This window comes from Spirosoma pollinicola (genome assembly GCF_002831565.1).
Taxonomy (GTDB): Bacteria; Bacteroidota; Bacteroidia; order Cytophagales; family Spirosomataceae; genus Spirosoma; species Spirosoma pollinicola.
In genome coordinates, this window is the sequence record NZ_CP025096.1 from 8078332 (window position 1) to 8092081 (window position 13750).

The window sequence follows — 13750 nt, forward strand, 5'->3', positions numbered from 1 at the left end:
ATATTAAAAAACTATAATTTAAATCAATATAGCCCAAAAAAAAGTCCGCCCACTCGTTGAACGGGTTTTCCGGCCTGGACATACTAAGCAGGAGCAGTCAACCTAAACCTGAACCGTCGAAGAGGGAGGGTACACCAGTGAAAATGCTTTTCTGAATGTTTCCTGCTTGTAATGCCGCATTAGTTCATCCGGCGTTGTAAATTGATAGGTGGTGGGTATCTGAAGTAGTTTTTCAGCCAGATAATCCAAATCACAACTCATTACCAGACCAATATCCATCCCATTTTCGAGTATGACCCCGCAGTAGTCGATCCCGTTCTCCTGAACCGATTCATAAACAAGCCCTTCCGTACCTGGTGAAATGTGGTAGATTGGTTCTGTAAATCGAAGTAATGCACCCAGTCTGAATGTACCCGACTTGGTAAAGGGTACATATGGTTTGATGACGAGTTCCATATAATGTTTAACGTAATATCGATCTACAGTCTGCAAAAAAAACTAATTTACTTTTCATTGTAAATAAGTCTTATAAACTAACACTCAGCTTATCATTCATTGCCAAACCCACCTATAATCAGAACTCAATATCGGGAGATTGTTCGTCTCCACATTCCGAATCATCCAGCAGGTTTTCACCAAGGGGTAAGAAATCAGTACACGCTTCTATAAAGCCTAAAAACTCAATCTCATCCTCCAACTGATCAATTCGTCGAAGCGGAACTCGCAGCTCTCCGGTCTCTGAAATGTTAAGCCAGAGGGCTGGTCCAAAGTAGACTTCACCAGTAGGTACGTAACGCCAGGCCGCTGGCAGTAAATCGGTTTCCAAGGCTTCCGCGTTCATCATGGCGGCATCCAAAAATGGCTGCTTGGCATATATGCCCACGTGCCGACACCCCAGTTGATGAGCCAGGTAAGCGTAACTATCCGAACGTTTTATTTGATCGATCGTTTCGGAATAGGGGTCGATCTTAATGAAGTATTCTTCCATAAGTTCAGAGGACTTTTCAGCCAGTTATCAGTTAATAGTCATGTCTAGTTGTTAATGGTTAAATATACACGTCTATTTTCAATAAATTAATATTTAAATCGAATACAAGATAATAATCATAGGTCTTTTCCCCCTTAGTCCGCGCTAGCTAGGTTGCAACCACTTCTTGGTAGCTTAATGAGACTTGGTATTCCGGCAAGAGCGATAGTTCAACCTGTAACAGTAACAGGGCCTGTTGTAAGAAAACAACTTCATAGTTATTAAGATGGCCACTCTGGTTCAGTGCCTTTAACCGGTCAGGCAGGTCGGTCAATGTTTTTTGAACAAACAAACTGGTTAAGCCGGAAAGGCTCGGAATAGCTGCCGGAATTGTCAATGAATACGATATGGCTGCCGCTTGAAGTGGATTTGCGTTCGATTGTACGATCGGGTTCATACGGGTATATGCGTTAAAGCCGTAAAATTTTTGAACTACAGTGTGCGCTAGGGTTTAAGTTTAGTTTTCCGTCGGCTACCCTCACCAGCTGAGCGATCGGGCATTGGCTGCGTTATCGATTTGGGTATTGCAGGTTTAACCGGAGTGGGTAAACTGGGTACACCTGGCTGGTTTCGTTGCGGCTGAACTAGGACGGGTTGATGATTTAGTGTGGGGGCGGATTGTTTCTGGCTCAGTAAACGGGCTTGTTTTTCTTTTAAATCATCGTTCCAGTCTTTATTCATTGAGCGTTTTATTTCGATTGACGCTCCGGACTGACGTAATTCTTTCGTCAGGTTTTCAGCGCGGATAAGCAGTGGCCGTTGATTGGGGAAATCAGCACGTATTTGTGTAATGTCATCCCGGCTGGTAATAGTGGACAAAGTGGCCTGGTCACCTTCATTATGTAAACGACGGTTCAGTACGTCCCCGATGCGCAGTTTGATTTGCTCAACTGGTGGCGTTGGGCTTGTTGGCAATTCGGGTTTCACTTCAACGTAGAGCGTATTTCGAAATTTACTGCTCCCGATTGCCACAGAGATTCCCGTTACCGGTTGCTGCGGCATATGAAGCTTACTCATCATATTAATGTTATGACGAATGCCCGCCGGGTCATTATCATTACTAAGAATAAGCTTTTCCGGCTGGAGTTTATTAATTAACTTTTGAATCGTAAGCGGTTGGGTTGCGGATGCATTTCCACACGTGGCAATATAAACGCGGTCAAACTCATTTTTGGGCGGATGCAACTGATGATAGGAAAGCGCATTGATCGGGCTTTCCAGAATAACTATCTCTTTTGGTTTTACAGCCGGATTGATGTTAGATACCCAGATACCATCCTGTTTCTCGCCGACCATACTATTCCAGTCGGTGTTCCGGGTGCTGATGGCAATGATTCCCTTCTCGTTTTCTAGGGGAAATACCGTATTGGTTCCTGATATACCCGCTTTGGTATCATTGAATGGTTTGTTTAAAATTTTGCCCGCAAACTCGGGTGCCTCAATGGTCGCTCTATCGATTTTACGCTCATTTTCCAGATAGGACGTGTCCGTCAAAGGCTTTAGATTGAAATATTTTACGAGCGACTCGCTGCCCTGTTCAAGTTGTTTGAACCGGTGGGGTTGAATGACTTCATGTTTGGTAAAATACACATTTCCCAGCCGGTCACTTAATTTTTTATGCAGCTCGTCCCAGCCGGATCGAGTACTCAAATCAAGATTATAGTGCCGGCTAGCCAGGTTTATGATATTTCCCTTATCATAATTATCCTTAGGATTGGTGTAAAAGTACTCGCCCGATGCTGAGTTTCTTCGAACGATGATGGTTTGCCCAGTGGCTGGATTATCCAGTACTGGAACATTGCGGGTTGAGTGTTTTTTATCATAGGCATAACCAAGATCCTCCGCAAACGTGGCCAGGTTTATATCGGATTTATAGCGCCGAATTAATTCATCATCAGCCGCTTTTTTCTGTTCTACCTGTTCGCGATTTAGGGGTCTAGATGAGATGCTAGTTGAATCAGCCATACGTATTTACAATAAGAAAAGGGTGGTACAATTTCCCCTAGCACGTTTTAGGTTAGCGACGAAGTTTGACTTTTGACTTTTTGACGTCTGGCTTTGGTTTGTCACCAGTATCCGTTTGGGTATTGGCAGTAACGTTCGAATGGCGAGTTGATGAGGATGACTCTTTAGATTGGGAAGCTGGCGTCAGCTTCTGGTTCGAGGGCTGGGGGGCTGGTGAGCTTACCGACTGGACTTGAGATGGCAGGCTAGCCAGTGGTAGATTATTTTGCTGGGTCTGAATCTTATTGTATTTGAACCCACTTTTGGCCGCCGATAGGCGGGTATACGCTGAGAATTTTGTTCCCTTATAGTCCATGTTATCTAACCGTAAAGCTTTCCCCTCCAGTAGCATCAATTTCTGAATTGGGGTTAATTTTTTACCCAGGATTTCATCCGGCATTCTAAACGTATCGATGTTAAGGAGCCTCAACCGCTTGGTTTCCTGATCGACACCAATCAAAGCCTTCAAGGGTTGCCCCCCATTCGGATCAATGAGTTGAGCGGTACGGCCCATATCACCGTACTTATGTAAATACTGTTTATCCTGTTCGGTGAAGGTATGCCCCAGGTATGTCTTACCCAGGATTAGTTCCGCTCGTACATCCATCTGATGGATTCTAGGACCTTTATCCGGCGTATTGAGTATTACCAGTTTAGCGGTTGATCCATCGTTAAGTATCACTACATCGGTTTGCTTTCCAGCCAGCAGTTTTTCCAGTTGTTGGGCCGTTTGCGGGTCAACTGAATTATTAATTACCTGAAACTTATCGCAGATCATATTTTTAAATAAATCCATCTGATAGCGTTTGCCAACGATGGAATTCAGATTTACCCGATCGACGGCGTAGTCGACCAATGGGCCCGGTGTACGAGTGGCGCTCATGTGGCTGTTATGGATTGGTATACACGAAGGGAGTGGTTATGGAATCGACTATAATTTTGGACCTTTTTTCTTTTTAGGTGTGTCCTGCTTTTGAACAGCCGTGCCATTGACCATCGTCTGGGTTTCTTTTTTTCCAGCCTGCTGCCCTTTCGTGGGATTAGTTATCGTAAGCGAAGGACTATTGGTTGATTTATCCACTGTAATGCGCTGTTGACCATTTTTAGCCGCTACACTAACAGCTTGCTTGGTATCGGCATCTTTGCCTGCTCCCGCCGGCTGGACTTGCTTTTTTGATTGCTTGGCTGGAGTCGCCTGCTCAGGCTTAAGGTTGGGATCTACCTTCTTTCTGGTTTTAGGGCTGGCCTGCTTTACGTCTTTTTGATTTGCCGCTTTAATTTTTTCGTCCTGTTCATTGACGCGTTTAAAGGCAAAGCTTCGTTTATTGACGTTAATCTGCACATCGGCCGTAAAGGGCTTTTGATCATCGCCAACCATATTGCGGACGCGTACCACCTGGTGATTACGCAGGGCCTCGCGTTGATCTGGGCTGAGTTCTACTCCCAGCAGCTTGGTTGGGGGCGTAAACCGTTCCTGTCTCATCACCGTCAGGGATTTGTTGGCCGGGTCCACACCAATAAACGCCTGATAGGGTTCCTGGGTAATCTTGTCTTTCAGTGTGACGACACGTCCCATTTCGCCATTCTTCAACAAATTCTCCTGATCCTGTTTGGAGAATACATGGCCCTGATAGCTGACTGGCAGTTTCAGCTCCTGCCGTTCCGGTGAGAGGTATACGACTGGCCCTTTACCGGGGACTTCAGCAATGTAGAGTCGACCTGAAACCGGCGTTTCAGCGCCTTGTTCATCACGCCGACTCAGTTGCAGCGTTTCAGTCCGCCGTCCATTCAACAGGTTATCAAGATTACCCGATTTTTCCAGGCTTTCCCGAGTAACTCCGTTCCTCTCCATCTGATCTTTAATCTGATTCCAGTCATACCTTGTAGCGGTTGGAATTTCCATACTTGTTTGTGATTGAGATTGATTATGTACACCTAAAAGTTTTTCAATGATTTCCTGCATCATCTGGTGGTTGTGGAGCATATTAGCTACCATCCCTCCATCGAACGTTTTCAGTGAGAGCAGTTTAGACACAATACCGTCTTCCCGTTGCGTTTCACGACGCGTAAGTTCATCAGCACTCTGGACAAGCTGTTCCTGCTCGCGGAGGCCATCCGGATTATGAATAATGGCAACCAGCTCATATTTACCATCCGGGGCTAAATGCTCGCGCAAGGGGCTGTCCATCACGGACTCGTGGACGTCCCACAGGTAATTGGTGATTTTGGCGATGATATCCGGGTTTTTTGATGAATCCAGCGCTTCTACCGTATGCTGCAGTTCCTCCCGTTTCAAACCGGCATCGTACAACGCCTTGAAAATTTCCTCATTGGACAAATACCCGTCATTGCGTAAAAACTGCCGTATCTCTTCGGCTTCAGGAGGTAGCAACAACTCGTACAGGGTCGCTTCAATCTGTTCGTATACCTTCAAAGCCTCGGTATCCGATCCGCCTGGTTGATTTAAGGGAGTCTCGTGAGATACCGGATTAAAGCGAAATTCAACAGTCTGTCCATACTTTGAGTCCGCATCCGACAACTGGTCAGCACGCTCGGTAGCACCAACAGTAAACCCAATGGGTTGATAACTGGGTTGGACAACTTCTTCCCTTTGAGGAGCCTGCGAACTAATAACTTCAGAAGTTGGCTGGGCTTTAGTCCCTGAATCGATCTCATTTTTTACGGGTTGGCCAGGTTGTCCAAGGTCGGTACTTACTGGAGGGACGGAGTTTTGGGCATTCTTATATTGGCTTTCAACAAGGCGCTTCGTGTCAAGATCATTTATTAGAATATCGGCAAATTCGGGCGTAGAGAAACTTGTATTTCCTTTTAAATATCTAGAAACTATTTCATTAACTAAGGGCGTCCTATGCTCGGGCAACAGCTTCCTACCGTTTTCTTTGTACGCTTTATACACTGGTGCCGGGACGATACCCTTCGCAGCAAATTGCTTCAAATCATGACTGTTTAACTGATAGTGCCTATTTTGGGTATCAGGATTATTAGTTGAAGTAGATTCCATACGGGTTTTTTTAAGTTTTCCCTTGACCTGACAATATTATTATGTAATATTAAAATTAATATTATTTATACTGTATTTGAAATGAAAAATATTTTTCGATTTATTATTTCAATAGCATTGACCGGCGCTTTCCACTCAGCCGCTGGTCAGGTCATGTTCAGTAGACCCGTGCGCCAATCTATCCAGCTTGGGGACTCAGATAGTCTAATGACTGGTCGAGCGACTAAGCCTACTCAATCCGATAAAGCCTCTTTTGTGGTGACCTTTATGGGCCAATCGATATACCCAGTCACGGAAAAAGCAGCCATGCCACCAGTGACGGCACCATCTCATTTTAAAGCCGTCAACATCAAAAGTCTGAGCCAATCAGACTCTTTGGTAGTCCTGTTACTGGAGGATTCACTAAGTAAAATCCGGACTCAATTGCGAAACTTCACAACCCCTAAATCACTGTCGCCCGACAACTTATTACGGACCATCCCATCGATCTTACCCATTCGTATTCGCTCCTGGTCAGATTATAGAGTTAGTAGTGGTTTTGGGCTTCGGTACCATCCCGTGCGGGGCACTGTTCATAATCACGCCGGGATAGATTTACCCCAAGCAAAGTATTCACCGGTTTATGCTACTGCGGATGGTATTGTCGACAGGGTGGTTTGGCAACCGGATGGCATGGGTTTAGCCATCTATATTAAACATGCCTCTGGCTACTTAACGGGCTATGGCCATTTAGAAGACCATTCGGTTCTTGTGGGTGAGTCGATCACTCGGGGGCAGGTTATTGGCCATATCGGAGAAACAGGCATGACGACAGGGCCCCACTTACATTACAGTGTACTTTGGGGAAATGAACCGGTTGATCCAACTGAATATTGTTTTCTCTTAATGAAGAGGTTACAGGCAGCTACGCTGACAACAACTCCCCTCACTCAGCAACGGAAATATGTAGGGAAAGTACGCCTGGCTAGTACGGGCTTCAAACCCAAAAACGCTCCCAGAAGCCTAATTAAGGCCGAGTTTATCGAACCTCTAAAACCAGTAACCATGCCGCGCTCTTCCAGCTTAATGGCCTTGGGTTTGGGCAAACGAATCCTAACCGTTGGACGGTAATAACCAGATATTAAAACGTAGCCCCCAATATGGATTTAGTCTATTTGGGGGCTTTATCTTCTTACTAGGATAAGTTTACTCCTGAGTCGTATTGGATTCAGCTTGTGGCATAAGGCCATCACGTTGCAACATGTTGAACATGTCCAGAATGATTTTGTTCCGCCTGCGCTCGACGGCTGAGGACACTCGTTTTGTTTTTCTTGATTCCATCTCATAAGGAGTAAACCCGGAATTGTCTTCGGCAAAGAACCATTCCGGGTTCATCTTATAATTTTTCATGTAATGGACGAACAGGAGCAAAAATGAATTCAACGAAATGTCACAATCTTTCTCAGAGCGATAAACTAGATTTTGACTCATGCCAATCGTATCGGCCATCTCAACCTGACTCATTCCGGATGCTTCCCGAATCAGTTCAAATCGCTTAGCAAATTGGGATTTCCATTTCACAACTTCCGAATCTTTTTTCTTTTTCATGTAAGTAATGGTTCGTGTTAAGTATGATTTTGGTCAACCAGCGAGAAGCTCGTCAATCATTTAAATTAATGGGACAGCGTCTGGCCATAGCACAGATATTTCAGGTTTTTGTAGCTGCCGGTTCAGCATCGTATTGATACCCATCAGGCATTCACCGGCTCCTGAATACTGTCCATAAGATAGTTGGGATTGGCCGTTACCAAACCCCGTAATAAATGACTATCAGGTCCAGTTCGTATAACCCCTAGTTGCTCGGCTATGATGTTTCGAACATCTTGCTTCACCTGCTTATACTGGTTGTCCACCATGAGGCGTATTTGCTGATCTGAAAACTGTTGGTAATGTGGCAACGGAGGTATTTGGGGCAGCTGCTTCAGTTCTTTTTCCATTGTTTTACTAATGACAATCTTAGCGTGGAACATTTTCTGTTTTACTTCCTGATCTACATTGTCAGCTATGGCACCAGCAAAACGGCCTTGTGATAGATTGCTGAGTTTGGATTCAGGTATCACTGAATCCATTTGCGTCGATAAATTGGTTGTTGTTTCTTTATCAGTGATATTAAAACTTTGACGCTGTTGCACATTTTTCCCAAAACTGCTGCTTAGGTTTTTAGCGGTTTCTCCTTTTACCTGACCGGTAAAAATATTACCAATCGTTGTGAATATGGCATTGGCAACCTCTCTTCCATAGTCACGGATCAATTGACTCAAATCCTGAAGACCTAGCACAACAGCTACCTTGTTACTCCGACCGGTCGCTATCAAATTATCAAGCCCACGTAATAAGACTGTAGGCAATTCATCAATGATGAAGCCGCATTTGATACGGTCTTTTTTGTTAATAAGCTTAATAAGTCTAGACGCATATAGGCCTAATGCTGCGCCATATACCGATTGTCGGTCAGGGTTATTGCCAACGCATAAAATTTTTGGATCGTTTGGGTCATTGATATCCAGTGAAAAATCGTTCCCAGTCATTACCCAGTATAAGGTCGGTGATGCCATTCGGGAAAGGGGGATACGAGCCGAAGCAATCTGCCCTTCCAGCTGTTCTTTGGCATCGTTCTTTAAGGCACTGAAAAAAGGTTCGATGACCAGATCAAGTTCTGGCTCTGCCTTCATGATAGGAAAAATTTCATCATATTGATTGCAGGCAAATTCAATTACATGCGGCAGCGTACAGTAATTGATATGATCGGTTACTCTTGGCTCATTTCGCTGTTCTTCGGATAGTGTGTCCAGGTATTCTTCAACCTTGCGATCATTGTACCGTTTTAGATACCAGATACACGCTGTCAGAAAGCTAATGGGGGATTCTACAAAAAATTCACCCGATTTTTGTATCCAGACTTTATTGAGATTTAACAGGATGGCAGAACTGGCTTCCTGGGCATCGATGATATCAGTCATCAATTCAGGCAGTAACGGATTACAGCGGTGAGACCGTCGGGGATCGTCAAAATTAATAATGTAGAACTGTGGTATTTTACCGTACAGTTTTTGGTATACGTCTTTATTCTTCTGAAGATAGAAATAAGCTATTCTGGATAAGTCTGGAAACTTGAAGTCATAGATAAATAAACAGAATCCTTTCTCGATCATCTGGCGAATGTAATTATTGACCACCGCATAGCTTTTCCCGGACCCTGGCGTGCCAAGCACCATTGTCGCCCGAAAAGCATTAACGACGTTAATCCACCCCTGATGAACCTTCTGTTTATAGGTAAATAAGGTAGGAATATTGATTGAATATTCATTCTCAATCAACTCCGTTTCCTGCATGAAACTTTCATTAACTTCATTGAATGCATCATTGCCAATGGTAATAGGTATGATGCTTGTTGCTTTGGAACCTGCTTTCATAAGTAACAGATACCCCCCAAACGTAGTCACCGTATAAAGAATATTGACGGTGTCGACGTTTAGTTGTCGCATGTCCAGTAAGAGGGAATTGCCAAAGTAAAAAAACAACCCAGCTAAGGCCAGGTAATAGACTTCACTCCAGGTAGCTCCAATGTCTTTCTTAGACTTATTACCGAAACAGTAGAGAATCAGTATAGCCAGTGCAGCGAGTTTACTGGCCCAGGTATTGTTAAATAAATGCGTTAGATCATTAAGTGAGCGGATAAAATTGGTTAAAATCGATAACGGAATTCCCAGCTTAGTAAAGACATTGTGGCAGAATACGTAGAGATGAAATAAAAGAATAGCAAACCCAATGTAGAGGATCGTGTTTAAGATCCCCCGGTAGTCTTTGTCATGTTCTGTTTGGCTCATAGCAGTTATAAATTTAGAATGTCCATGAGTACGGAACCTGATGCCCTTTAGTTACACAGAATAAGCTAATTTTTAAATTTTTACCGATGAAAACGCTAAAATACATTTTTGCATGGCAAAAATTAGCTTCCATAACGGTAAATTTTTAACTCTTCATCCGGCTATGGAAGCTTGGCCCTGGAATGAAGGTGAAAAATTCGACCGTATTTAGAAAAAGTCATCAAGCACCGTAATCGGCAAACAATTTATAATTCATTTTTTCAAACGGATAAAAGTGTTATCAAATGGTTAAGTTGATCACCAGTCAGGCACGTATATTTCGTTGATTTTTAAGCTTACCGCCTTGGTCTGAGCTTACGAAGGGGTTGTCCTACCCGCTGTTTCTTCCGCATTTGTGACGTATCCGTACCCTCTGCCAGTGCCTCAAGCAGGCCTCCCGGCTGATCTTGAGCTGGAACCGGCATCACTGGTTGATTCGGCACCGCATCAGTTTTATTCACTTTATTCTCCTGGAAGGGACCGTAGGAGTTGGATAGATAATCCAGGACTTTTTCGGGCTGCGAAACCAACGGCGCTAATGAGGGTACTTTATGAACTAATTGATATAGTATATAGTCAACCCGTTTGTTATTTTTTTGATCCAGCGCCTGAGCCAGATTAATCATCGCTTTTCCCCGCTCAGTGGTCAGGCCCGTAAGTCGACGATCGGTTTGCAACAGGGCTTCCATACGGTGGTCTGCATGGGCTCCGGCGGACCGGTGTGATTCCAGGAGCTTCACCAGACTTTCCGGCACTGGATGGTAGAACTCAGGATCCGTTAAGTAGTGACCCATTCTGTAGCCTTCCTTGGTTAACGCAATGACCATTCCGCGCTGATAAAGCCAGTCCACTTTTCTTTCCACTGCCAGGGGAGCATCTTTAAGCAAACTCTCGGCTGTATGCTCATTTAATAATCGACTGGCCCGCTCCCACTGTTCATCAGACAACAAAATTTTCGCTCGCTCACCCATTATATTTCGGAAGCTGGGTTTCTCAACTCGTTTCTCTTTATCAACTTTTGATTTTGTTAGGTTTTTACCCAAGACAATTTGTTCATACAGAGCCCGTTCATGACGCGGAAATTCCTGAGTTGGCAAAGCGATGGATCTGATCTGATCGGGTGGAGCCCCTTTTATAAGCGACTGGGTATCCGTTTCGGAAAGAGGAGTTCGAAACGTTTTGTGTTGATGGTGAACCAATTCCAGTTCACCCCTGGCATTCCGGTGGATATCCAGATAGAACGCTTTCAGGGCTTTTTGTCGATCCGGACCACTCAGCGGAGCCTGATTAATCATCGTCAGAAACCCTTGACTTGTCAGGGCAAAATGGTCCTGATCTCGTTTGATGATCGAGTCGAGTCGGTTCAGTCGATTTTGCTGGAAGGCTTGTACCAGATGAATAGCGTCCATGGGCTCTATCTGGTGGGGAGGGCTAGTCAGCAATTGGACCAATCGAGTGATGGGAAATTCCGCTGGCTTTTGTAACAGGGCACTCTCATAGAAATAACCGTTGCGACCTCGAAACTGAAAATAATCTTTCCATAACGCATCCTGTAAGGCTTTGGCTGTGGAATCAGATTCCGATCGATTAATTCCCTGGTTCGTTTGTTGCGGAGAACGCATGGAGGTTGGTGCCGCTGGTTTAAGTAACTGCTCGCGTAGTTTGGCAATGACCTCCGCATTCGGTAGGGAGTTTCCTCCTACCGACTCGGGCAACTGGCGTCGGAGGCGCTCCAGACGGGATTGATTGCCGGTGTCTGCGCTCTGAGCCGCCTGAACTAATAACCGTCCATTTACGGTATGAAGACCTGCTGCCAATTGAGCGTACTCGTTGGGCAGACCTTCGACTTCCAGTTGATGCCCGTAAATAGATGGTAGTTGCGTAAACGTTGCTGGATTTGTTTGGCTGAACCCTGCCCGGAAACCCTGCTCATTCTTTTCCACGATGATGCCACGATCCAGGAGCTGCTCGGCTAAGCTTCGATCCGAATGCTGGCAATGGCCCATGACCTGCTGCAGGTAATTCTTGTTGAGGACCGTGCTGATCGACTCATAGAGTGGACGAGGTAAACAGCCTTTGAGCAAGGATCCGTTAACCTCGTAAAACGAAGCTGATTCCGGGAGTTGGCCACTGGCCGCTGCCAAAAATACCTCCCGATCGGCTTTGCCCAGCGTGGCGGGGAAAGCCACGGCTCGGCTGCCTCCTGTTAGAAGCGCCTGCGTTTGGTCGGCCGTTATACTTAATTTCAACGCGGAGTTATGCCGATGAACCAGCTGCGTCTGCCCTTCCTCGTTGCTTTCTGTTCGCAGGTTTACCGATTCCAGAAAGTTTATCCGGCTTTGGGCAGTAATGGGCATCTGGGTGGCCAGTTTTAAGTAAATCCCACCTGTTTGCAAAAAGTAACTCTCCTCCTTACTTTTTATCTCCGCAAGTTGACTTTGTTTGTACTGCTCGAATAAACGCACGGCGGTTTGGGCGTGGCCCCGCTCGGTGCCTTCCTGCTGGAGCTTTTCGACCAGCACTTCGAAAGGAAACCGCTCGATGGTTTGACTCTCGAAATACTGGCCAGCCTCTTTGCGATAGGTCTGATAATGACGTCCGACCTGTTTACGAAGATTAATTGCCTCTTTTTCGGAAAGGGTCTTTGCCGCATGGCTTTTTTGGGCAACTGGTTTCGGTTCGTTCACCGTATGCTTAACCGATTGAGGGGGTAATGGCTGAGCTAATTTTATTTGGCTCGTTTCAACAAAGGCTCCCAGCAAATGCTTCCTGCTCAGGCGCGAGTCTAGTTCAGATTCGCCATAGACTGTTCGCCGGTGGTGGTCGACATACATAAATTCTTTTCCCGTATCCAGTACTTGAATGCCGGCTGAACGCAACTGATTTTTATAATCGACTTCACTCACTTTCTGGTACCCTTTTAGTGCTTTTTGTACGTTCTGAAGTAGGTACGGTATGGCCTGTTCGATTCGCTTTTGGCCGTGTTTGAACCGGTTGTTCAATCGCTCCTGGGTGGGGGCAAAACTGTAGCTCGATGCTTTGATCGCGGGACTGATGGCATCGTCCCCATTGGTCAATTGAAAACTGATTCCCTGATAAGGTTTTCCTGATTTGGATTCCCCCTTAAGTTGATTGAGTTGAATATTATAGGTAGACAAAAATTGAGTGAACGTATCGGTGCAAGAAAAGCTGTAATCCGTAAAAGCAGTACAAACAATAGAACCGATCGCTTTTTTGGTTTCCCCTTCTCCATATGAAAGCATCTGTTCGGGTAATGACGTCGTCATCAGTTGCTGTTTTCCCTGTTCTTCGGCTTTGACTAACTGATACTTTATTTCCATCTCTTTTCGGATGGCATTGGAGCGGGGCCGGTTATTAGAATCCGATATTTTCTTACCATCTATATCGACTGAAACCGACACGATATGGATGTGCGGATGATGAGTGTCTTCATGGCGGTAAATTAACATGGGTTGATTACCATACCCCATTTTTTGCATATACTCCTCCCCCATCCTTTTTAGCTGTTCATCATCCAATTTCTCCGACGGATGAAAGGCAACTGATATATGCAATGTTGGACTTGACACGCGTTGATTAAAACCGGCGTATGTTTCTAGCATGGCTATTTTTGATCGCATGCTTAATTCATCCGGATTATCTTTTGGATAGTTACTAACCCCAATTAAATGAGCCTGTCCGTTGGACACTTTTTCTTCATTATATCGAACGGCACCAGCCGGCTTTTTGCCCGTATTAATTCTGACTATCATTCGCTTTCAAACCGTTTAT

10 protein-coding genes are annotated in these 13750 nt (G+C 45.0%); 1 reads left to right on the forward strand and 9 read right to left on the reverse strand.

What is annotated here, in order from left to right; genetic code table 11:
• Positions 1-102: 102 nt before the first annotated feature.
• From CWM47_RS34150 to CWM47_RS34175, 6 genes are all read right to left on the reverse strand, one after another.
• Positions 103-456: a hypothetical protein gene (locus CWM47_RS34150; RefSeq protein WP_100992988.1), complete on the reverse strand. Its 354-nt coding sequence runs from the start codon at positions 454-456 to the stop codon at positions 103-105.
• A 118-nt stretch (positions 457-574) separates the two neighbouring features.
• Entirely contained in the window at positions 575-988 is a 414-nt protein-coding gene (locus CWM47_RS34155) for a hypothetical protein (protein ID WP_100992989.1), read from the reverse strand.
• Positions 989-1136: 148 nt separating this feature from the next.
• Entirely contained in the window at positions 1137-1424 is a 288-nt protein-coding gene (locus CWM47_RS34160; protein ID WP_100992990.1) for a hypothetical protein, read from the reverse strand.
• A gap of 47 nt (positions 1425-1471) precedes the next feature.
• Positions 1472-2992, reverse strand: coding sequence for a toprim domain-containing protein (locus CWM47_RS34165; protein WP_100992991.1), 1521 nt, complete (start codon positions 2990-2992; stop codon positions 1472-1474).
• A 52-nt stretch (positions 2993-3044) separates the two neighbouring features.
• The gene (locus CWM47_RS34170; protein ID WP_100992992.1) at positions 3045-3914 is read right to left on the reverse strand and encodes a DUF3945 domain-containing protein; all 870 of its coding nucleotides are present in this window, start codon (positions 3912-3914) and stop codon (positions 3045-3047) included.
• Between the two features lie 48 nt (positions 3915-3962).
• A complete protein-coding gene (locus tag CWM47_RS34175) occupies positions 3963-6053 on the reverse strand; it encodes a DUF4099 domain-containing protein (protein ID WP_100992993.1) in 2091 nt (696 codons plus the stop codon).
• An 81-nt stretch (positions 6054-6134) separates the two neighbouring features.
• On the opposite strand from CWM47_RS34175, the gene CWM47_RS34180 reads away from it, so the two are divergent.
• Positions 6135-7163: a M23 family metallopeptidase gene (locus CWM47_RS34180; RefSeq protein WP_100992994.1), complete on the forward strand. Its 1029-nt coding sequence runs from the start codon at positions 6135-6137 to the stop codon at positions 7161-7163.
• 75 nt (positions 7164-7238) lie between these two features.
• Here the strand turns inward: CWM47_RS34180 and CWM47_RS34185 are convergent, their stop codons facing one another.
• The 3 genes from CWM47_RS34185 to CWM47_RS34195 all read right to left on the reverse strand — a co-directional run bounded on the left by CWM47_RS34185 (position 7239) and on the right by CWM47_RS34195 (position 13731).
• Positions 7239-7640 (reverse strand): helix-turn-helix domain-containing protein, encoded by a 402-nt coding sequence (locus CWM47_RS34185; protein WP_100992995.1) that lies wholly within the window; start codon positions 7638-7640, stop codon positions 7239-7241.
• Between the two features lie 143 nt (positions 7641-7783).
• The gene (locus CWM47_RS34190) at positions 7784-9919 is read right to left on the reverse strand and encodes a YWFCY domain-containing protein (RefSeq protein ID WP_100992996.1); all 2136 of its coding nucleotides are present in this window, start codon (positions 9917-9919) and stop codon (positions 7784-7786) included.
• A gap of 335 nt (positions 9920-10254) precedes the next feature.
• Complete coding sequence (locus CWM47_RS34195) at positions 10255-13731, reverse strand: relaxase/mobilization nuclease domain-containing protein (protein WP_100992997.1); 3477 nt, start codon at positions 13729-13731, stop codon at positions 10255-10257.
• Positions 13732-13750: the final 19 nt, after the last annotated feature.

What these genes read in the sequence shown, in the direction of transcription:
- CWM47_RS34150 (WP_100992988.1), bottom strand. Translation starts at nt 456, where the DNA reads ATGGAACTCGTCATCAAACCATATGTACCCTTTACCAAGTCGGGTACA.
- CWM47_RS34155 (WP_100992989.1), bottom strand. Translation starts at nt 988, where the DNA reads ATGGAAGAATACTTCATTAAGATCGACCCCTATTCCGAAACGATCGAT.
- CWM47_RS34160 (WP_100992990.1), bottom strand. Translation starts at nt 1,424, where the DNA reads ATGAACCCGATCGTACAATCGAACGCAAATCCACTTCAAGCGGCAGCC.
- CWM47_RS34165 (WP_100992991.1), bottom strand. Translation starts at nt 2,992, where the DNA reads ATGGCTGATTCAACTAGCATCTCATCTAGACCCCTAAATCGCGAACAG.
- CWM47_RS34170 (WP_100992992.1), bottom strand. Translation starts at nt 3,914, where the DNA reads ATGAGCGCCACTCGTACACCGGGCCCATTGGTCGACTACGCCGTCGAT.
- CWM47_RS34175 (WP_100992993.1), bottom strand. Translation starts at nt 6,053, where the DNA reads ATGGAATCTACTTCAACTAATAATCCTGATACCCAAAATAGGCACTAT.
- CWM47_RS34180 (WP_100992994.1), top strand. Translation starts at nt 6,135, where the DNA reads ATGAAAAATATTTTTCGATTTATTATTTCAATAGCATTGACCGGCGCT.
- CWM47_RS34185 (WP_100992995.1), bottom strand. Translation starts at nt 7,640, where the DNA reads ATGAAAAAGAAAAAAGATTCGGAAGTTGTGAAATGGAAATCCCAATTT.
- CWM47_RS34190 (WP_100992996.1), bottom strand. Translation starts at nt 9,919, where the DNA reads ATGAGCCAAACAGAACATGACAAAGACTACCGGGGGATCTTAAACACG.
- CWM47_RS34195 (WP_100992997.1), bottom strand. Translation starts at nt 13,731, where the DNA reads ATGATAGTCAGAATTAATACGGGCAAAAAGCCGGCTGGTGCCGTTCGA.